Annotated in this window: 20 protein-coding genes; 8 read left to right on the top strand and 12 right to left on the bottom strand. The window is 56.2% G+C overall.

From position 1 onward, the window contains the following. Positions 1–17: 17 nt before the first annotated feature. The gene (locus tag VGK48_02880; protein ID HEY2380105.1) at positions 18–731 is read right to left on the bottom strand and encodes an SDR family oxidoreductase; all 714 of its coding nucleotides are present in this window, start codon (positions 729–731) and stop codon (positions 18–20) included. On the opposite strand from VGK48_02880, the gene VGK48_02885 reads away from it, so the two are divergent. Further along, entirely contained in the window at positions 724–1,467 is a 744-nt protein-coding gene (locus tag VGK48_02885; protein HEY2380106.1) for an SDR family NAD(P)-dependent oxidoreductase, read from the top strand. The two genes, VGK48_02880 and VGK48_02885, sit on opposite strands and share 8 nt — an antisense overlap. A gap of 115 nt (positions 1,468–1,582) precedes the next feature. Here the strand turns inward: VGK48_02885 and VGK48_02890 are convergent, their stop codons facing one another. Continuing rightward, positions 1,583–2,584 (bottom strand): SAM-dependent methyltransferase, encoded by a 1,002-nt coding sequence (locus VGK48_02890; GenBank protein ID HEY2380107.1) that lies wholly within the window; start codon positions 2,582–2,584, stop codon positions 1,583–1,585. Between the two features lie 28 nt (positions 2,585–2,612). On the opposite strand from VGK48_02890, the gene VGK48_02895 reads away from it, so the two are divergent. Beyond that, complete coding sequence (locus VGK48_02895) at positions 2,613–4,109, top strand: tannase/feruloyl esterase family alpha/beta hydrolase (GenBank protein ID HEY2380108.1); 1,497 nt, start codon at positions 2,613–2,615, stop codon at positions 4,107–4,109. 123 nt (positions 4,110–4,232) lie between these two features. Here the strand turns inward: VGK48_02895 and VGK48_02900 are convergent, their stop codons facing one another. From VGK48_02900 to VGK48_02935, 8 genes are read right to left on the bottom strand one after another with little or no spacing between them, the layout of a single operon-like run. Then, positions 4,233–5,102, bottom strand: coding sequence for a 3-hydroxyacyl-CoA dehydrogenase (locus VGK48_02900; GenBank protein HEY2380109.1), 870 nt, complete (start codon positions 5,100–5,102; stop codon positions 4,233–4,235). Beyond that, entirely contained in the window at positions 5,099–5,905 is an 807-nt protein-coding gene (gene fdhD / locus VGK48_02905; protein ID HEY2380110.1) for a formate dehydrogenase accessory sulfurtransferase FdhD, read from the bottom strand. The genes VGK48_02900 and fdhD overlap by 4 nt, the downstream gene beginning before the upstream one ends. An 18-nt stretch (positions 5,906–5,923) precedes the next feature. Further along, positions 5,924–6,727, bottom strand: coding sequence for a hypothetical protein (locus tag VGK48_02910; GenBank protein HEY2380111.1), 804 nt, complete (start codon positions 6,725–6,727; stop codon positions 5,924–5,926). Then, positions 6,724–7,677, bottom strand: a complete 954-nt coding sequence (locus VGK48_02915) for an ABC transporter ATP-binding protein (protein ID HEY2380112.1) — start codon at positions 7,675–7,677, stop codon at positions 6,724–6,726. The genes VGK48_02910 and VGK48_02915 overlap by 4 nt, the downstream gene beginning before the upstream one ends. Next, positions 7,677–8,579, bottom strand: coding sequence for a hypothetical protein (locus VGK48_02920; GenBank protein ID HEY2380113.1), 903 nt, complete (start codon positions 8,577–8,579; stop codon positions 7,677–7,679). Before VGK48_02920 ends, VGK48_02915 begins: the two co-directional genes overlap by 1 nt. After that, a complete protein-coding gene (locus tag VGK48_02925; protein ID HEY2380114.1) occupies positions 8,566–9,504 on the bottom strand; it encodes an ABC transporter ATP-binding protein in 939 nt (312 codons plus the stop codon). Before VGK48_02925 ends, VGK48_02920 begins: the two co-directional genes overlap by 14 nt. Positions 9,505–9,507: 3 nt before the next feature. Further along, positions 9,508–12,012, bottom strand: coding sequence for a FecR family protein (locus tag VGK48_02930; protein HEY2380115.1), 2,505 nt, complete (start codon positions 12,010–12,012; stop codon positions 9,508–9,510). A 3-nt stretch (positions 12,013–12,015) separates the two neighbouring features. Beyond that, the gene (locus tag VGK48_02935) at positions 12,016–12,537 is read right to left on the bottom strand and encodes an RNA polymerase sigma factor (GenBank protein ID HEY2380116.1); all 522 of its coding nucleotides are present in this window, start codon (positions 12,535–12,537) and stop codon (positions 12,016–12,018) included. A 74-nt stretch (positions 12,538–12,611) separates the two neighbouring features. On the opposite strand from VGK48_02935, the gene bcp reads away from it, so the two are divergent. Next, positions 12,612–13,094: a thioredoxin-dependent thiol peroxidase gene (gene bcp, locus VGK48_02940; protein ID HEY2380117.1), complete on the top strand. Its 483-nt coding sequence runs from the start codon at positions 12,612–12,614 to the stop codon at positions 13,092–13,094. 89 nt (positions 13,095–13,183) lie between these two features. On the opposite strand, the gene VGK48_02945 is transcribed toward bcp, so the two are convergent. Continuing rightward, a complete protein-coding gene (locus VGK48_02945; GenBank protein HEY2380118.1) occupies positions 13,184–13,825 on the bottom strand; it encodes a fibronectin type III domain-containing protein in 642 nt (213 codons plus the stop codon). Positions 13,826–14,547: 722 nt separating this feature from the next. Next, a complete protein-coding gene (locus VGK48_02950; protein ID HEY2380119.1) occupies positions 14,548–14,934 on the bottom strand; it encodes a hypothetical protein in 387 nt (128 codons plus the stop codon). Between VGK48_02950 and VGK48_02955 the strand changes: the two genes are divergently transcribed. From VGK48_02955 to VGK48_02975, 5 genes are all read left to right on the top strand, one after another. After that, a complete protein-coding gene (locus VGK48_02955) occupies positions 14,933–16,009 on the top strand; it encodes a carboxypeptidase regulatory-like domain-containing protein (protein ID HEY2380120.1) in 1,077 nt (358 codons plus the stop codon). The two genes, VGK48_02950 and VGK48_02955, sit on opposite strands and share 2 nt — an antisense overlap. A 185-nt stretch (positions 16,010–16,194) precedes the next feature. Continuing rightward, on the top strand, positions 16,195–16,899 hold the full coding sequence (locus VGK48_02960) for a hypothetical protein (GenBank protein HEY2380121.1): 705 nt from the start codon (positions 16,195–16,197) through the stop codon (positions 16,897–16,899). A gap of 528 nt (positions 16,900–17,427) precedes the next feature. After that, positions 17,428–18,129, top strand: coding sequence for a hypothetical protein (locus VGK48_02965; GenBank protein HEY2380122.1), 702 nt, complete (start codon positions 17,428–17,430; stop codon positions 18,127–18,129). A 409-nt stretch (positions 18,130–18,538) separates the two neighbouring features. Next, positions 18,539–18,697, top strand: coding sequence for a hypothetical protein (locus tag VGK48_02970; protein HEY2380123.1), 159 nt, complete (start codon positions 18,539–18,541; stop codon positions 18,695–18,697). A gap of 369 nt (positions 18,698–19,066) precedes the next feature. Further along, positions 19,067–19,339, top strand: coding sequence for a helix-turn-helix transcriptional regulator (locus tag VGK48_02975; GenBank protein ID HEY2380124.1), 273 nt, complete (start codon positions 19,067–19,069; stop codon positions 19,337–19,339). The last annotated feature ends 189 nt before the right edge of the window (positions 19,340–19,528 follow it).

The following is a 19,528-nucleotide window of genomic DNA, read 5'->3' on the forward strand; positions in this document are numbered from 1 at the left end:
TCACACGCCGTGTTGGGTTACAGGATGTGACGCCCTCCATCCACATGAATCATTTCACCTGTGATGTAATCGTTTTCAATCAGGAAAACGACCGCATTCACAATGTCCTGAGGTGAGCCGGGCCGCTTGAGCAAGGTACGTTCGACCGCGGAATTTTTCTGTTCTTCACTGTAGTACTCGGGGAACAGGACCGGACCCGGCGCGATCGCGTTGACTTGAATTTCCGGCGCGTAGGCTTTTGCCAGGCCGCGGTTGACGGCGATCAACGCGGCCTTCGAGACGCTATACGGTAAATATCCCGGCCAGATCACCTCTCCCGCCACATCCGCAATATTGATAATTTTCCCCGCGCCATTCCGGCGCATCAGCTTTGCCGCATGCTGCGCGATAAAGAACGGCGCCCTGGCGTTCGTGTTCATTTGCGCATCCCAGTGATCCGGAGTCGCATCATCCGCGGTGGCGGAAGAAAACACGGATGCGCTGTTGACAAGAATATCGAGCCCGCCGAACACCGCGTCGATGCCGCCGAACATTTTGCCGAGGGCCAGATCGTCCGTCAGTTCCGCCTGGAATATGGCTCCCGATTTTCCGGCCACACTCCGGGCTTCCGCTTCACCCGAGCGATAGTGAACAGCAACCCGGCCGCCCTTGCGTTGTAGTTCAAGCGCAATCTCCCGCCCAATGCGTTTTGCAGAACCTGTGATTAATGCTACCTTGCCTTCTATGTTCATGAATAAGGTTGCCATTATAACCGGCGCGAGCAGAGGAATCGGCCGCGCCATCGCCAGAAAACTCTACGACGGCGGCGCGAGCGTGGCCCTGTGCGCGCGAACCGGAATCGACGATTTCCCGCAGGATCGCTCCCTGATTGTTCCCATGGACGTGCGGGACCAGAAAAATGTCGATGCCGGTATTCGCCGCATCGTCGATCGTTTCGGAAAAATCGACATCGTGGTCAACAATGCGGGAATCTCCGCGGTTACTCCGGTTGACGCCGCAGATACTGCCCCCTGGCTGGACATCATTCAGACCAATGTGATGGGCAGTTATTTTGTAACACGTGCCGCAACACCCCATATTCCGGATGGCGGCCGCGTCATCATGATTTCGTCGGTGCTCGGGAAATTCGGCGTTCCCGGCTACACGGCTTACTGCACCGCCAAAACCGGCCTCATCGGCTTTACGCGCGCGCTCGCCCTGGAGCTCGCGCCGCGCAAGATCGCTGTGAACGCTCTGTGCCCGGGCTGGACAGACACAGAAATGGCGCGCTCGGGAATGCGCGATATTTCGAAAGATCTCGGCATCCCGGTCGAACAGTTCTACAAAGAGGCCATGTCCCGCGTCCCGCTGGGCGAAATGGTCGAACCGGCGGAAGTGGCCGATCTGGTTGCATTTTTGGCCGCCGAAACCGGCGGCAAGATCACCGGCCAGGCCATCAGCATCTGCGGAGGCTCAACCTACGCATAAACCTGGCCGGGAACCATTGCATCATTGCATCACTGCAAGTTTCTTCATTGCATCAACTTGAAGCAATGAAGAAACGTCGAAATGATACAACTTCAATTACGTTCCCTGCTCTGGCCTACTCGGGTACGTCCAATAGGGCGAGTGCGTACCACCTGCTGCGTCTGGTCAAAAACATCCAGATCACGCGGAGCGTCGTCGTTAGCGCATAGCGGCGGGGAGGGCCGCCTCGGGTCGTTCCCAATCTTGTCCCGTCCGCCCGCGTCAAATACCTGCGAGCCGCATCCTGGCCGAAAAAGCTGAGAATTTCCCGGACCTCGAATCCCGTTTCCGCAAAGAACTCGCGCTCCCTTTCATCAGGGATTCCGAAGATCCAGGGCTCTCCCCAATGCGTGGTGTAGTCGTGCTGCGACAAGTGCCTGAACTTTCCGAGCATGTCGATGATCGCCTGCTCGGCAAAATCCATCACCAGAGAGCTCCCGGAAGCTGAATTCTCAACAATCGTCCGCAGCGTCTGGCGCACCGCGCTCTCCGAAAGGTACATACTGACGCCTTCCCAGATGAAGAAAGTCTTCTCTTCCCGCCGATACCCTGCCTTTGCAAGCACGTCCTGAACCCGGTCGCGGCGGAAGTCGATTTCAGCCAGACGGACATTGGACGGCAGCGCGCCGATGGCTCCCTGCAACCTTCGTTTCTTTAATTCCTGAGTGGAACGATAGTCGACTTCGATGACCCGCTTGTTCGCCAATAGTTTTTCAAATCGATATGCCCGTGTATCGAAACCGGCGCCAAGAATGACGAGCTGGGTTGCACCATTTTCCAGCGCGCGTTGCAAGTGTTCGTCGATGAAACGCGTCCTTACGAGCAAGAGATTCGACATGCCTGCAACTTCTCTGTTCGCGCGGCCCTTTCGATAGTCTTCGCCGAACGCGCTTGAAATAGGATGCTCCGCGATTAGGCTCAAGTCTTCCGGCTTAACCAACCGTTCCGCGAGCCAGTCCGGATTTCGAACACTGGGATCCGGCTCGCGCGCACCGAAGGCGCGCAGCGCCGCCACGACAATCGAAGTGCGGGACGGCTGATCCGGTCCGAATTTGACTGTGGGACTGTTCATCGGCATAGTGTATGGAATTCAGTCAGGAGGCGCCATGATCAGTGCGTTGGCTCTGGGGTTTGCCGCCATACTCGCGCAGCAAAGCTCATGCGACAATTTGAAGACCGTTTCAGTCCCGAACACGAAAATCACTTCAGTCGAATTCGTGCCTGCCGGCCCATACCGCACGCAGGGCCGTGGAGGACAACAGCAGAGCGGTCCTCAACTGCCGGCGCATTGCCGCATCGCCGCAGTGCTTACTCCATCCGCGGACTCGCATATCGAAATGGAATTGTGGCTTCCGGCCGATGGGTGGAACGGGAAATTCCTGGCTGTCGGCAACGGTGGATGGGCCGGAAACATAGAGACCGGCGCAATGGCAACGGCTTTGAGCAGAGGTTATGCGACCGCCTCCAACGACACCGGGCACAAAGGCGGCAGCGCCTCGTTTGCGGTCGGACATCCGGACAAGATTATCGATTTCGGATACCGGTCGATGCATGAAATGACAGTGCAATCCAAGGCTCTCATTCAGGCGTTCTACAGCCGTGCGCCGCAGCTCTCCTACTACCAGGGCTGCTCGACGGGCGGGCGGCAGGGATTGATGGAGGCCCAGCGCTATCCCGAAGATTTCGATGCGATCATCGCCGGCGCCCCGGTGTATAACCAGGTACACCTCAACACCTCGCAGGTACCGTTGCAGGTCGAGATGCTGAAAGATCCATCCCACCTTGTGCCCCAGGCAAAGGTTGCGCTGTTTGCGAAGAGCGTGATGGCCGCCTGTGATGGGAAAGACGGAGTCAAAGACGGCATCGTCAGTGACCCGCAATCGTGCAAGTTCGACCCTGCTTCCCTGATCTGCAAGGAGGGCGATGGTCCGGACTGTCTGACTGCCGCGCAAGTCGAGTCTGCCAGAAAAGCCTACGCTCCGGTTAAAACCAGGACCGGCGAGCTCGTTTATCCCGGACATTCCCCGGGCTTCGAATCGGGCTGGCGGATTCCTGCGCCCGGCGTCGCGCTCAACCCGCTTTTCGGCGACATGCCGCGATACCTTGCGCGGCAGGATGCAAACTGGGATCTGATGTCGTTCGATCTCGACAAAGACCTCGCGCTTGCGCTTAAGAATGCCGGATTCATTGAATCGAATGATCCCGACCTCGCGAAATTCAAGGCGCGCGGCGGCAAGCTCCTTCTGTATCACGGCTGGGCAGATCCCGGACCGGCGCCCGAAAATACGATCGACTACTACTCCAAGGTCGTACAAAAGACCGGCAAAGCCGATGGTGCTCAGTCTCAGGACTGGATGCGGCTGTTTCTGCTCCCGGGCGTCGGGCATTGCGGCGGTGGTGTCGGTCCGGACCGCGCCGATTACCTTACCGCGCTCGAACAATGGCGCGAAAAAGGGACGGCGCCGAATCAGATCATCGCGTCCCGCAATCGTGGCGGGCAAGTGGATATGACGCGGCCGCTGTGTCCATATCCGCAGATCGCAAAGTGGAGTGGATCCGGCAGTACCGACGACGCGAAGAACTTCGTCTGTACTGCAAAATAGGGATTAGCCAAGAGGAGGAAACCCTATCTCAAATTGTATCAATTGACGTTTCTTCATTTCTTCAAGTGCAGCAATGAAGAAACGTCAATTGATGCAATGATCCAATGTTGTTAGTTGCCTGGCCTACTCCACTCCGTACTCGTACACCCCTTTACCGACTTTTTTGCCGAGCCGCCCGGCCTTGACGTATTTCACCAGCAACGGACAGGGACGATACTTTTCGCCCAGTGTTTGATGAAGGAACGTCAGGATGTTCAAACGGGTATCGAGCCCAACGAGGTCGATCATTTCGAACGGTCCCATCGGATGATTGAGACCGAGCTTTAACGCTTTATCGATGTCTCTGGCGCTGGCAATCCCTTCCTGCAACATGTAGAACGCTTCATTCCCGATCAGGGCGTTTACACGCGAGGTGACGAATCCGGGCGACTCCTGGACCTCCACCGTTTCCTTACCCATCTGTTTTGAGACGGTCTCGGCGATTTGAAATGTGCCGTCGCCCGTCTCCAGACCCCGGATGATCTCCACCAGTTTCATTTTGTGAACCGGATTGAAAAAGTGCATCCCGATAAAGCGTTGCGGCCTTTTCGTCGCCGACGCCATTTCCGTAATGCTCAGCGCAGAGGTATTTGACGCGAAAATCGTATGGTCCGGACAGGTCCGATCGAGACGCCCGAACAGGTCCAGCTTGAGGTCTATCTTTTCCGGCGCGGCTTCAATCACAAGATCCGCTTCACTCGTGGCGCGTCCCATCTCCCGTTGCAGCTTCAGCCGGCCGAGCGCAGCGCCAGCATCCGCCGCGGCTACTTTCCCAATCTCCACGCCTTTCTCGAGATCGATTTGAATCCTGGCGTGGGCCCGTTGGAGAAGTTCGTCGGATACATCGTTGAGGGTTGTCTGAAATCCTCCAACAGCCGCCACATGCGCAATCCCCCGCCCCATAATCCCGGCGCCGACGACGGTGATGTTTCGGATCTCCTTCAGTTCCGTCATGCTGATCCTCTTATGCGTTCCGGATTCGAATATATGTTCATCGATCGGCCGCGCAGGAATCCGACCGCTGTCATATTAAAGTCCGCTGCAAGTTCGACAGCAAGACTCGACGGTGCTGAAATCGACGCGACAATCGGGACGCCGGCAGCCACGGCCTTCTGCGCGATTTCAAAACCCAGCCGGCCGCTGACCATAAGAATCGCGTCGCTCACCTCCAGGCCTTCCGTCAATGCGGCACCGAGCACTTTGTCGACGGCATTGTGACGGCCGATGTCCTCGCGAAGTATTCTGAGCGTCCCTAACGCGTCGAACAGGCCTGCAGCATGGATTCCGCCGGTTCTTTCGAAATTGGCCTGGGCTTCCCGCAGGCGACCAGGAAGGGAACACAGAACATCTTCAGAGATGACCACGGTGCTTGAAACCGGCTTACATACCTTCCGAATCGAATCCAGCGTGGCTTTACCACAAAGGCCGCAGCTGGAGTTCGACCACAGCCGGCGGGATGATTCGAGTTTCCGCCTGCTATCCACAAGCACCACATTGACGATATTCTTCAGATCCGGTTGTTCTTCGTCCGGACAGTAGGCAATTGTCCCGATCTCCTCACGCGAGTTGATGATTTGTTCCGTCCAGAGAAATCCAACGGCCAGATCGAAATCGTGTCCGGGCGTTCTCATCGTGACCGATACACTCTCGCCGTTGACCCGGATTTCGAGCGGCTCTTCCATCACCAGGTCGTCATCGATGCGGCGGGGCTTCCGTTCTTCGATTTTCACGATGGAAACGCGCTTCGTGTCACGCACTGTCACGATTATATACGGTCAGTCGGCGCTGTATGTGATCTGAACCGATCGTACGAACCAACCCGAAACGGCAACCACAAGAACCGCGAAACCAAGAATCAAAGGCACGCCGATCAGGGGAGACACAGGATCGATGAGGATTGCTAACGGTCCACGATCGACTTTCACGGGCAGAATCGGCAGGAGGTAATACACGACGCTCATCCTCTGCAGAATCGGAGGGAGCGCAAAGCTGAGAGATTCCCAGCCCAGCAAAAACAGAATCGGGAGACCGGGATTTTTGAAGAGCAAGCCGATCAAGAGAAAGACGGCGCCATAAGCCATCGTGGCCAGAACCGCGACAGCGACATAGCGCGTGAGGTGAAACAGTCCGGGCCCCTCGAAAAAGAATGTATTGAAAACCCCGTTCTCCGAATACCGAAGCAGAAGGGATGCAGCGGTGGAACCCGCAAACAGGACCGAAACCAGGACAACCCCGGCAATGTATTTGCCGGCTGCAATAATTTCACGGCGGACCGGCGTCAAGAGGTACAGATGCAGCGTCTTTTCGAGAATGTCGCCGCGAAACACCTGGGTAAACACAACAGCGCAACTGATGAAAACTCCGAACTGCAGGATGAAGAGCTCAAAGAGAAACGAAAAGCTCTGCGTAGCGTCTGCCATGACATCCACGTCCCTCACCCTCATGCGCGACCGGATGTACATCAGCAGTACCGGCGCCAGAGCCATCACATAGATCCCGATCCAGCGGCGCGCCAGCAGAAACCGGCGCAACTCAAATCGCGCAACTGCCAGAGTCTGCCGCAACCAGTGGCCGATCATGACGTCAGTCCTCCTGCGTTTCCGAGCAGGTATTCGTAAACCGAATGGACGTTCTCATCGGCGGGAGCGACCGCCTCTACCGAAATGTTGTTATCGAGCACAATCCGATTAAAAAGACGGTAGAAGTTGTCGGCGTTCCGTGTCGCAACGAGCAGACCACCCCCATCGGCATGAATTTTTACCTCCACCACCGAATCCTGCTGAAAGATCAGGGCGGCAACCAGAGACGGATGGTCACATCGGATAAAGATCTGCATGGGATGATCTTCCATCTCGCTGCGCAGGCTCTGAATATCGCCTTCGGCCATGACATAGCCGCTGCTGAGCATGATAATGCGATCCGAAATCAGATCGACTTCATGCAGGATATGACTCGAAATGACGACGTGCATGCCCATATCCGCAAAGCCGCGAAACACTTCGATAACCTCGGCGCGAGCCATCGGATCGAGCCCGTTCAGCGGCTCATCCAGCACGAGAACCTTGGGATCGTGCGCAATCGCCAGCGCCAATTTGATCCGCTGCCGCATCCCTTTGCTGTATCCCGCAATGCGGCGATGCGCGGCATCCTTCATTCCGACCTTATCGATCACCGCGGAAGCGCGCTCCCGGGCCGTGAGGCGGTCATAACCGTGAACCGCCATCAGTGAGGCAATCAGTTCGTATCCGGTCACGCCCTTCGGAAAAGAATCGAACTGCGAACAGTACCCGACAATTCCATAGAAGAGCTCCGGCTGGGATGGCTTTATGCCGGTCACCCGAATACTGCCCTTGGTAGGCTGAAGCAATCCCGTCATCAAATTCATCAGCGTCGTCTTCCCGGCTCCATTCGGGCCGACAAGACTGGTAATGCCCGGCTCGATCGAGACGTTCACCCGATTGACGCCAAGGACCTCGCCATAGAACTTCGAAACGTTCTCAAAAATGATCAACCGGTCTTCAGCCGCCATCAGCGCACGACCTCGCAAGCCCGAATCTTTTTGATCAGAAGGCCGAGCGCCAGCACGCAAAAGAACAACAATGCGAGCGGACTGACCCAGGCAGGCACGTGAGAATCTGAAAGCCTGCCGCGCAGCGACGTCAGACCATATGTGGTTTGACCGATGAAGAGCCAGCTCCACAGAGTCTTCATCGTGGCATTCAAGTCAATAACGAGGCCGAACGCCGGATCCAGGTCCAGGATCGTATTGGCCATCCGGCCGAAAGCTCCGGTGATAAAGAAAATGCCGAACAGCGCAAAGATCGCCGCCGGCCGCATCTTGACCCAGGCTGAAAGAGCCAGCGCGATCAGAGAGATCGTCACAATCCAGATGAACGAGCCCGCCAGAACACCCGCCGGAATTCTCAAGTTATCCCCCAACCACGAGAGGCCGGCTTCATTGCTTTGAACGGCAATGAGCAGCAGTCCGGGTACCCAGGTAATCAGCGACGTCAGAATGAGCAGGACAGACAGTTTCCCGATGATGTACTCGCGTTTCGAAAATGGACGGCTTAAGTAAATCGGCAGCGCATTGTTCGCCAGATCGGGCGCAACCAGACCAGGGCCGACAAATGTGACCAGGAAGAGAGACAAGTAGGTTTCGGCTGTGAACAGACCGAGGAAAAAGCTCCCATCGATCTTCAGCAACTGAAGAAATCCGAGGTTCAAGCTGCTTAACGCGCCGGAGTTATATTTCAGGTAGATGAGTAATAAGGCAACCAGGTGCGGCAGAAAACAAAAGCTGAAGAACGTGATCATCAGTTTCGATTCGAGCACGGTTTGAAACGAATAGCGAGGCAGGATGGTAAATCGCCACATCTGGTCCGTCAATGGACCTTCGAATCTCTTGTAGTTCCTCTTATAGACGGCCATTTGAAGGCTCCGTCAATTCCATCGATTTGAGGAAGATGTCCTGCAACGAGTCACGCTTGTAGTCCAGACGCCGGATCTGAATGGCGTGCGCCTCGGCAACTTCATAGAGATTCCGAATTTCAATGCGCTGCGGCAGGATCATCTTGATGCGATGGGTTCGCGAATCCACCGCGCACTCGCACCCCAGTTGCTCGATAGCTTGCAGAAAGCCCTGGCTCTCACCGCGAATTTCAACCTGAAGGAACTTCCGGTTGGTTCGGCGCTGCTCCTCGAGATTGCAGTAATTGACGATACGTCCGTCTTTCATGATCATCACTTCGTCGCAGCATTCCTCGATATCCCGCAGAAGGTGCGACGAAATGATCAGCTGGACCTCGCCCGTATCGCGAATTTCCCGGATGAGCCGGATCATGCGCAACCTGCCCGGCGGATCCAATCCGTTGGTAGGCTCATCCAGAATCACCATGTGGGGACCGTGAACAACCGCGACGGCCAGTTTGGCCATCTGTTTCATGCCCAGCGAAAAGGTGCCCAGCTTGCGGTACCGCGCTTCGCCAAGGCCCACATAGAACAGCGTTTCATGCGCGCGCTCCATCGCGGCTTCAGGAGGCAGCCCGGCGAGTTCTGCCATCATCCGAATGAAGCGGATGGCGGTCATGCCGGCGATGTAGGAATCCGTTTCCGGCATGTATCCGATCTGGTGCCGCAGTTCCCGGATGTGCGTACGGACATCGAGATCAAAGATGCGTGCCGTGCCCTCCGAAGGATGATGAAAACCCAGCAGCGTCTGCAGCAGCGTCGTTTTTCCAGCTCCATTCGGACCAAGCAGGCCGATGCACCGTCCGGCAAAGGCGCCGCTCAAATCCTTCAGGATCGGGCGGCCGCCGAGCCGTACAGTCAGGCCTTCAAGTTGGATGAACGACATTCGTTATCTATTTCTGAATCCTGCGAAATCCAGCATGCCTGTCAGCCCGGCAATACTTCCCACATTGGTGCCGAGCGCGCCCTTGCTCGACATCACGATTTGATCGGGTTCGCCATAAAAAGCGACCAGCGAAGGAAGTGTATTCGCAGATTTGGTCAATGCCTGAACATTTTGATAAATGAACGCCGATGCATTGTCCCGTCCGTCCGCCGGAAGCTGGGACCGGAAAGACGCCGAGCGCGCGATGGAATTGCCGTTATCGTGATTCTGAATCGCTTCCAGGAGCATGGCCTGCGACGGAGCCACAATCATGTAACCGGACCAATACGTGTAATCGATTTCTACCGGCAGATTTCCGCCCTTGAGGGAATAGAACGTGTACCCGCCCGAGGTGCTGCTGGATAGCGTCAATACCGGCAACTGGCGGGCGGCGGTGGGGGCGGTGGCGGCCGCTTCGCGATTCATATCATTAATGGTCCATTCGATCGTATTCTGCAAACGCGCAGCATCATTGACTTCCACTACAATTCGCCAACCCGGCGTTGGCAGCACCGGACCGTCGATGGCGATCAAAAACTCATTTCCCAGGGCCGCCGCGAGGTCCCGGCGTATATCTACGCGATGTTCCGCCTGATAGTTCTGAAAATCCTGCCAGGTCTGCAAGTTTTTCTGCAGAACCGCGGCGACATCATCGAACATCGAAGCGGCGTCCTTGGTGACGGCTCCGGCAACGCCGTACGCCGCAGGTGAAATGAACTCGAGGGCGCCCATCGGCGCAGGTTCGGCAAGCCACGCCGCAATTCCAGTTCGCGGATGATTGAAGCCGACGGCAGCGCGATACTCTGCCCCACCCGCTCCGCTCTTTTGCTCGACCAGCAACTGGCTCACACCGGAAGGTGTATCTCCGACCAGCGACTGTAGATCGGCAGCCAGCAGCCAGGTGATGCCATCGTTATACGCCTGCACCAATTTCCCATACAGGGCTGTGGATAGAAACGGGTTCGCGGAGGGCTGCGAACGGAATTGCAGGCTGCGCAGAACCTGGCCTGCGTCGGTGGAAGCGATCATGAGCCCGTCGCCCACATAAAAGATGACTCCGGACGACGACGCCAGCGTCTGAACGTCCGCGGCGCTGCGCGCAACGCGGGCCTGGGCGCTGATCAGTAGTGCAGCCAGCTGGTCCGGATTGGCGGTATCGGCCAGTAATACCGGAGCTTCCGTTTTGGAATTCGCCGGAAATGCAAAGACCACTTCAGCGCCAAGAGCGCTGCCGACGGTTGCCAGGCGGTTCACGATCTGGTCCAGTATCGGCCCCAAACCCGAAGAATTGCCTTTTTGCTGCCACCAGCCGGCAAGCTCGGGATTCTGGGCAACGCGCTGTTTGAATAGTTCATAGGATGCGGCCAGGGGTTGTGAAATATTGGGCAGCGAGGCAAAAACCGCCGTATCGCCCGGAACCAGCGGGACAAGATCCGAGGTGTGCCGCGTCTCAATCGGGCTGGCGTTCTGCGCCGCATCCTGCACCGCATTCAAGAGCGCCGCGTAGGTGCCGACTTCCCGGCTCCAGTTGATTTCCTCCGCCGGCGTGACTGCGCCCATGGCCGCGCCCGCCGAAAATTGCTGGCCGGGCCGGAGCGACTTCGCCGTCGCACCCTGCTGAACCCGGACCTCTCCTTCGATGACCGTCACGCGCGATCCGCGAATTCCGGCAGTCACCTCAAAAACAGTGCCGACAACCGAAACACCGACATCCCTGGTCGCCGCGTATAAGTGGCCGCCGTGTTGTTTGGCAGCCGTCACGATGACCTTTCCGCGATTCACATTGATGCGAACGCCGTCCCGGGCGCTGTCGAGCCACAATTCCGAGTGCGCGTCCATTTCGATCCGTGAACCATCGGCAAGGTCGAGTACAGCCCTTGCCCCATCACCCGTACGAACGACCTGAGAGCGCTCGATCCGCTGTCCGGCCGCAACAGGCTGCACCGTTGGACCGGACGCCGTGTAGAGACCGCCTTCGGCGGTTTGCACCATCGCGTGAACGTCGATCGGCCAGAACAGGTTGTGTATGGGAGTTATCTGGAATGCGATCAAAACAACGGCAGCCATGGCCGCAAGCCCCACGACCCGGACCAGCCAGCGAAAATGGGGGCCTCGTGCGGTCTCGACATCCGAAATCGGGGCATCTCCCCGCTTTTGCGACTCAGCCAGCGCGCTCCGGCACGACACACACTCGTGAAGATGGTCTTCCATCAGAAGCATTCGAGAAGAGGTCAGGCTGGACGAAACATATCCGGGAATTAACGCCTGAAAATCCGCGCAACCGCTAAGACGATGGCTGCCGGCCCCATCCGCCTCCGGGTACGGCACAACTTTCGCGCATTCGGCGCGCAGGTGCTCGAGAACGCGGCCGGCCGAATCGGCGGCTTGAGCTTCCGGCGCCGTCCTGTCGCGCATCTGGCGGACCGCCGTGTCCAATATAACGTTTGGATTTTTCCGATCTTCATGCATGGCTTACTCCGTTTTCTTCAGCTGGCCGCGTATCGATTTCTTTAATCGCACGCGCGCCCGAAAAAGCAGGACCGCGACAACGCCTCGCGTGGTCCCGATCATTTTGGCGATCTCGCCGTTGTCATAGCCTTCAACGTGTTTCAATACGAACATCTCCGCCAGCTTCGGGGATAACCCGGCAAGGGCCGCTTCGACCATTTCGAGAATTCCCGCATTGTTGTGCCGGCTGTTCTGTCCTGGCGTGTGTTCGTCCGGAAGAACAGTCCGCTTGCGGAGGCGAACGATATCGAGGGCAATGTTGACGGCCGCCCGGTGCAGATAGCCTTTGGGATTGGCCTCCAGATCCAGAGGTTCGCTGCGCCGCAGCAGCCGCACAAAAAGCGTCTGGAGAACGTCTTCGGCATCTTCGGCGTTGCCGGTAATCCGGTAAGCGGCGCGATAGATAAGACCGTGGTGTTCGCGGAAGAGTTCCTCGAACCCCTCGGGAAGCGATCGGGCATTGGTTCGTTTCGCGGCTGCCGTCATATTGCTCCTCGTCTACAAAACGACCGGAAGAAGGGTACTATTAACACATCTGAAGTTTTTTCCAAGGAGACCTCATGTCGAAAACAGCCAGCGGCGATCTCAAGGCAGGCCAGAAAGCTCCGGATTTTACAGCACTGAATGACAAAGGGGAGAAGGTCAAACTGTCGGATTTAAAGGGCAAGAAAGTCGTCCTCTATTTCTACCCAAAGGACGATACGCCCGGGTGCACCAAAGAAGCCTGCGCCTTCCGGGACGGCATCGACGAGATCAAATCGCACGGGGCTGTCGTGCTGGGTGTGAGCGCGGACTCGGTCGACTCGCACAAGAAATTCAAAAGCAAGTTCGACCTGAATTTCCCGTTACTGGCGGATGACGACAAGAAAATGGTCGAAGCCTATGGCGTCTGGAAAGAAAAGTCGATGTATGGGAAGAAATATATGGGCATCGAGCGGACCACCTTCATCATCGATGAGAACAGCAAGATCGCGCATATTTTCCCCAAAGTAAAGGTCGACCAGCACTACGACGAGGTGCTCGCAGCGCTGGAAAACAAATAGCCACAGAAGCGGCAGCAAGCCGCAGATGACGCAGATTTCGCCGAAACATCGGCGTCGTCCGCGTCATCTGCGGCCAGGGTCAAACGGATCTAGATCGCGATCCGCGTGACGGATTCACTCCAGTCGGTATAACCGGCCTTCGTGACGGCACGGGCCTGAAAAGCGTAGGCCGTGCCCGGCGTCAACCCGCTGACCAGCGCCGGCGGACGTATCGTACCCACCGGCTGTTCGATCCAGGTGCCGGGCATTCCGCCCGGAGCGGCCGGCGCCCGGCGCAATACATAACTGAGCGCGTTCGCCTGGACCATGAGCGTTACCAGCATCTGGCCGCTGTTGGCGCCCGGAACGATCTTCCGGAACGAACCGGACAACGGCGTAGCCGGAACCCGCGTCGAAGAGACCGCGTTGTATCCGCTCTTCAGAAAAATCGTCATGTCGTCTTTGCAGTTCTCCTCGACGTAGTGTCCGATTTGACGCAACGACTTGCTGACAACTTCCCTTTGATGTTCCCGTTCGGCAATGGCTTTCCTGCCGCCGTCCAACGCCGCTGAAATGCCGGCCGACAGTGCGTCGGCTTGCGATTTCAGGGTCGCCTGATCGATGGGCGGATTCGGGTAGTCGCCCTTATCCGTGAATACCCCACCGAGGACCGCGTTTACACGCGCCAGGACATCCTGGGCTGAGGTTTGCTTGAAACCCAGCGAGGCTTTGATCGGTATTGTCTGTGTCATGGCTTCCTCCTTTCTGCGGGCCGCAGCCCGCGATTAAACTCCGTAACGAACGCGGTCCTATATCGCACGGGCGGTGCCATTCGATGGTTCGGACGCCATTCCTTACAAATCAACAATTTGCGAATTCGAGCGACGGGGTGGACGATGAAAAACGCAACCTATAGGTTGCGGTGCGCAACTTACAGGTTGCGGACGTCTCATCTGCGCGGGAGATTTCGCTGCTACGCAACAAATGCGGGACTAACACTGCTAAACGGTTTGCAACACTGCAATCGCCGAAGCAGCATTGCTGACTCATTTCCAGGCCTGCAATCGAAAGAGCAACGCTGCTCATCCAACTCCAAGGCTGGAATCCAAACAGCAGTACTGCTAATCCGGCTCCAAGGCTGGAACCGAAACAACAGCACTGCTAATTCAACTCCAAGGCTGGAGTCGAAACAGTAGTGCTACTAAATCGGCTGCAAGGCTGGAGCGGCAACACCAACACCGCTAATCCGGCTGCAACGCTGGAGCCCAAACAGGAGCGCTGCTAATCCGATTGCGACCCTGGAACCCAGTCAGCAGCACTGCTAAATGAACTCCAGAATTGGAATCGCGAGAGCAGCACTGCTGATTATTCAGCGTGCATCCCGCTCAAACCCAATAGTCGAATACGATAACGGCGCCGGGCTCAGCTCAGCAGAGCCGTTTCCCTGGGCTATACCGGCGGGAACCGGCGTTTCTTAAGGGCGGGTGAAGATGGACTTGTACTTGTCCCAGTAGGCGTATCCCAGGTATGCCGTCATTACAAAAACGATTCCACCGATCCACAGGAATGAAGGGATCAAACGCGCGTTAACAATAACGATCCCGATCACGTCCGGAGCAAGGAACAATGTCGCCAATGCAGGGAAAATACCGAACAGAAGCATGAAGCCGGCAACGATCTCCGTCACCTTGACCATCTGAAAAATGCCGGCCTGCCAGAACAGCTGTGTGAACGCTACCATTTGCGGCGGCACGCCTTGCGTCGAATTGCCCATCAACAGCCCGCTGACGCCGCTGGCCAGCATGACGAAACCCAGCAGCGTTCGAATTGTTGTGACCAGATAACGGTGGCGTAAGCTCATGACTCTAAGACTCTACTTCAAAATTAATCTAATTTACCGAAATCACATAAACGAAACCGTGAATAATCCTGAATTGCTTGCGGCAGCGATCATGGCAAGTGGCCCACGCGCCATGGGCGAAAAACTCTTGTGTACAGCATTTATCAGACTTATAAGTCGTAGAGATTCGTGTTCACAAACATCAATATGCGGTGATGTAGCAGATACGGTGACGGAGGTGAGCCGGATGAGCTTCTGGACATGTGTCATAGCTGTTATGAATTGCATTCAGTTGCAGTCAGCATATGCAGAGCCGCAAGCACCCCCGGCACGCCTCCAAGGTACAGTCGTCGATGCCGTTACAGATCAGCCGCTACAGAACCTTAATATTCGCCTGCGGGGCACGTTCCTTGAAGCGGTGACTGACTTCGACGGCCGGTTCGTTTTAGGAGGCATTCCTCCCGGCAGCTACATTCTCACCACCGAGCGCGCGGGATATATGCAGGTCAGAGCCGCCGGCCGTAAATTGCCCGAACGCACCGGGCTACCTCTCATTTTGGAAGATGGTGAATTGCGGCGCGAATCGATTCGCCTGTATCCCGCAGCAATCGTATCCGGCCGAATTTTCGATGACATGGGGAGTCCGATTCCAAACGCAGTCGTCGTTCCGTTTCGGCGGAGTTTTGATGAAGACGGTCGTCCGGCATTAAAATTCTTGGCCGCCGGAAAACCCGACGACCTGGGCCAGTTCCGCTTCAACACAGTCGAGGCTGGAGAGTACGGTTTCCGGATCACGCCGCCGTCTTCGAGCCGGCAGGATGCACTGACTCCAAGCCTGACTTTTTCGACCATTTACTATCCAAACGAAGCAGAGCCCAAGCAGGCAGCAATTATGAGGGTCGAGGCGGGACAGCAACTCCGGCTGGACGATGCATACATTCGCACGATGCGCGGCCACGTTGTACGGTATCACGTGGTTGACGAGACCTCGAAAGTGCTGTCCGTTCCGGCAGCCGTATCTCTTCGCCGAGTCGGCGACACGGAAATCATTCATGGCGCCGCAACAGGAGCGAGCGTGCTCGGGGAATTCAGCTAGGAATTGGTAGGAATTCAGACTCTGGAGGTTCTATTCACAATGCCGCAATTGAATCACATTTGTTTCGCGCCGCCGTCAGAAGCCATCCGGAATGTAAGAATTTTAAGGCAGGTGGCGCGGACGGAATGGGGCGGAAAAGTCCAAGCCGCAGCCGCGGATTGATCCGTACACGATAAGATACGTTTATGCTCTTCATTCTTTTCCGCGCCGCCAATGCGGTTTTTGCGGTCGTCGTCGCGATTTTGATCTCGACCCGGTTCGGCGAATCGGCCGCCGGAAAACTTCTTACCGTCGGCATCACCACCGGCGTCGTCGCGCTCTTCGAATGGCTCCTGATCTGGCTTCCCAAACATTCCACGAGAGCCCGGCGGTTCCTGGACCCTCGTTCCCTCTTCGCCGGCGTTTGGATACAAGACGTCAAGCGTGTCCATGGCAGTGAAGGCGTAAAGCTGGAATTTCCGAATCGCTTCGCCGTATTCACTATCCGCTATAGTTCGGAGGCCGATAACTACAAGGTTGAGGGAACCGCCTATACCCCGTCCGGCGAGGAGCACGCCCGATGGGATTCCACGGAGGTCGTTCATTTCGCAAAGGACGGGCGTTCGATGACCTATGAATGGTCCGGCTCCATCACCGACCCTGCGATCGGAGCTGAAGATCCGCTCCGCAAAGGCTTTGCCTACCTCGAACTGCCTTCCGATAAGGGAGGCCGAGGCCGCGTGGACCATGTGGCCTTGAACGTCGTTTTGATGTTCAACCTTTCTCGCGTTACATCGGAGTGGTTGGCTGCGAATCAACTGAGCGAATTCAAGCCCGCGGAACTGTACAGCCCGGAAGATCGCGATCGGTTCGCAAAGGCTTTCGTAAAGAGCTTCGCAATCCAGCAGTAAGCCCGGTCCGATGACTCCGCGAAGATCTCGATGCTTCGATGCTTCATCGGCCGAAAAACTCGCGTTTCCGGTCCTGCCGTTACCCTGAACCGATCACGTCCAAGCGGCGCGGTGTCGTTATTCGACGCGCAGATGCAGGAAGGATAAGTGATGCCTGTCGAATGTCGTCCGCTGTGCAATGGAGTTGTTTCGATAGCCCATCTACCCGCCAGCCTGCTTGTAAATTCTCCTGACTCATTCTATCGCGGCGAATGATAGGTACTCTGAGCGGGGTCGCCGTCGTTCCGGCAGAGCGTTTTCCGCGTAGAAGAGCCATTATGTAAACATAGCCCCCCGCGGCCAGAAAGCCGAAAAGTCACGCGAAACTCGAAATTGCCGCGAGGCCAGGTCACATTTCCATTCAATAGATTCAGAGCGGGGCGGCTAGGTACCACAGCTATAGATTCTTCGGTTCGCTACGTCGCATCTCCAGTTCCAGTTGGAGGACTGTGAAAGGAGTCATAAGTCACAGCTTGTATAATGTCGAAAGTGGCAATTTTCAACATCGCAGTTTTGCCGATTATCATCATCGTTTTCGGCGGCTTCGTGTGCTTTTTCCGCCCGCCGCGTGCGGTGAGGACCATAAGTTTCGGTGCCTTCGCTGCACTTGCGTTTGTTTACGGATACACGTATTGGACTGATCATTTCGGGCCACTGCTTCCCGTTGGACAGGATACGGTCGTATCAGAGCTTATTATTGGCGTCATCGCTGGAATTGTCAGCGCGCTATTGGTCTGGGTCTTTACAGTATTCTTTAAAGACAGCCTTTTGCCACGGTTTGAACAGCTTGTCTACCGTGGAATCGATATCAGCGGCGAGTGGTTCCTACAACCTGATACGAGACGTGACTCGAAATATGGGGAACTGGCGCAAAGTCAGGATCTACGGATCGATCAGCACGGGCACAAGTTGAGTGGCACCGCCCACCTGAGTCCAATGAGTGGAAATAAGCTTGAGCCACGCACTCTCGATCTGACAGCCGAGATTGCCGACCGCCTGGTGTCGGGCACGCTTCATTACAAGGATCATTCTCGAATCGGTCTGATCGCATTCCTCGGTCAGGTCGAGGGCGATGGCCGAAAAATCAGCGGTCAAATGGTCTTTTTCGATATCGCAGACAGCGAGATAACGGCGGACCCATTCGTTTGGGTAAAGCGATCCGACAAAAACTACGGTCTTATAGCTGAATAAAACGGATCGCCCAGATTGTCACCATCGTCGAAGTGGCGGCAGGACTTGTTCTCAAGGTGGGATATGCGATTGGATCTCATCACTACATTTCGATTTCCGTCAAATTCAAGATACTCCGTCGGACAAGGATCCCCGTGCCACGGGCAAAGGAGTTGCATTCTATTACCCAAACGTTTTGTGGCTCACCGATGAGCGCTAATTCATTTGTAGCTCATTTTTTGGCTTTTGTGAGCCACAACGCTGACATGCTTGACGCGGATTAATTTGCCAATTCCGCCAATTAATCCGTGGAATCAGCGGAATTTGCGGCTGTTTCCCGCGTTCGGCTGGGGAGTGCCGATCATGAGACCAATTCAGGAGCAGAATTCACACGTTCAGCGGGCCTGGAACGCCAATGCGGAGTTCTGGGATGGCTGAAGGAAACGACTTTCTCAATCTGCTGGTGTGGCCGGCTGTAGAAAGGTTGTTGCGGCCGCGGTCGGGCGAACGCCTGCTGGGTGTGGCATGCGGAAACGGAGTGACCTCACGGCGGCTGGCAAACGCCGGCGCGAGCAATCACTGCTTTTGATTTCTCAGAAGCGCTGATTCAACTCGCGAAGAAGCGGGGCTGCCAGACCATATCGACTATCGCGTCATCGACGCGACAAATCGCGCAGAGTTGCTTGGACTCGGAGCTGCTTCTTCGTTCGACGCGGTGCTTTGCAACATGGCGCTCATGGACATGGCGGACATCGATCCGCTGATGAATGCTCTACCCTCACTCCTTCGAACCAACGGATCGCTCCAGTCGGTGAAGAATGATAGGTATTCCGCGCTGAAAAAAGATCTCAGGTTGATGCCTTACCCATAAGCAGCAATAACTGGGTGATATGACTACCCAAGACCGAGACCGCTTAACTCTTCTCCAGGGACTCTCGATCTTTTAATACTCCGCACGCTGGTCCTCGGCCCTCAGCATGGCCAAGGTGTCGCGCGGGCGATTCAGGAGAACTCCGACAATGAATTACTGGTGGAACATGGAGCGCTCTATCCCGCACTGCAACGCCTTGAAGAACGGAAATGGATTGCGGCGGAGTGGGGAGTCTCAACCGGCGCGGCCCACTTTTACAAATTGACCAAAACCGGCCGCCATCATCTCGCCGAGGAGACTTCGCGCTGGAGACGGTTATCGTTGGCCATCGGCCGCATTCTTGGACCTGAGAAGGCGTGAGGCTCTGATGTTCGAAAAGCGGGATCCTGACGACTTTAATTTGAAAAGAAAGAAGGGGCCAATCACTTTGTCGTCTCGCGACAATTTTGGACGCTTCGCCTTCAGACGAAGGAAGGTTATTACGCATATTGACGCCGGTGTGCCATCCCGGATCTCCAATTTCCAACCTCCAATTTCGAATTTCCAATA

The sequence above is a fragment of the Terriglobia bacterium genome, assembly GCA_036496425.1.
GTDB lineage: Bacteria > Acidobacteriota > Terriglobia > 20CM-2-55-15 > 20CM-2-55-15 > 20CM-2-55-15.

Coding starts and splice junctions, on each gene's coding strand:
- VGK48_02885 (HEY2380106.1), top strand. CDS start 724: ATGTTCATGAATAAGGTTGCCATTATAACCGGCGCGAGCAGAGGAATC.
- VGK48_02880 (HEY2380105.1), bottom strand. CDS start 731: ATGAACATAGAAGGCAAGGTAGCATTAATCACAGGTTCTGCAAAACGC.
- VGK48_02890 (HEY2380107.1), bottom strand. CDS start 2,584: ATGCCGATGAACAGTCCCACAGTCAAATTCGGACCGGATCAGCCGTCC.
- VGK48_02895 (HEY2380108.1), top strand. CDS start 2,613: ATGATCAGTGCGTTGGCTCTGGGGTTTGCCGCCATACTCGCGCAGCAA.
- VGK48_02900 (HEY2380109.1), bottom strand. CDS start 5,102: ATGACGGAACTGAAGGAGATCCGAAACATCACCGTCGTCGGCGCCGGG.
- VGK48_02910 (HEY2380111.1), bottom strand. CDS start 6,727: ATGATCGGCCACTGGTTGCGGCAGACTCTGGCAGTTGCGCGATTTGAG.
- VGK48_02915 (HEY2380112.1), bottom strand. CDS start 7,677: ATGGCGGCTGAAGACCGGTTGATCATTTTTGAGAACGTTTCGAAGTTC.
- VGK48_02920 (HEY2380113.1), bottom strand. CDS start 8,579: ATGGCCGTCTATAAGAGGAACTACAAGAGATTCGAAGGTCCATTGACG.
- VGK48_02925 (HEY2380114.1), bottom strand. CDS start 9,504: ATGTCGTTCATCCAACTTGAAGGCCTGACTGTACGGCTCGGCGGCCGC.
- VGK48_02930 (HEY2380115.1), bottom strand. CDS start 12,012: ATGCATGAAGATCGGAAAAATCCAAACGTTATATTGGACACGGCGGTC.
- VGK48_02935 (HEY2380116.1), bottom strand. CDS start 12,537: ATGACGGCAGCCGCGAAACGAACCAATGCCCGATCGCTTCCCGAGGGG.
- bcp (HEY2380117.1), top strand. CDS start 12,612: ATGTCGAAAACAGCCAGCGGCGATCTCAAGGCAGGCCAGAAAGCTCCG.
- VGK48_02945 (HEY2380118.1), bottom strand. CDS start 13,825: ATGACACAGACAATACCGATCAAAGCCTCGCTGGGTTTCAAGCAAACC.
- VGK48_02955 (HEY2380120.1), top strand. CDS start 14,933: ATGACTCTAAGACTCTACTTCAAAATTAATCTAATTTACCGAAATCAC.
- VGK48_02950 (HEY2380119.1), bottom strand. CDS start 14,934: ATGAGCTTACGCCACCGTTATCTGGTCACAACAATTCGAACGCTGCTG.
- VGK48_02960 (HEY2380121.1), top strand. CDS start 16,195: ATGCTCTTCATTCTTTTCCGCGCCGCCAATGCGGTTTTTGCGGTCGTC.
- VGK48_02970 (HEY2380123.1), top strand. CDS start 18,539: ATGGCTGAAGGAAACGACTTTCTCAATCTGCTGGTGTGGCCGGCTGTA.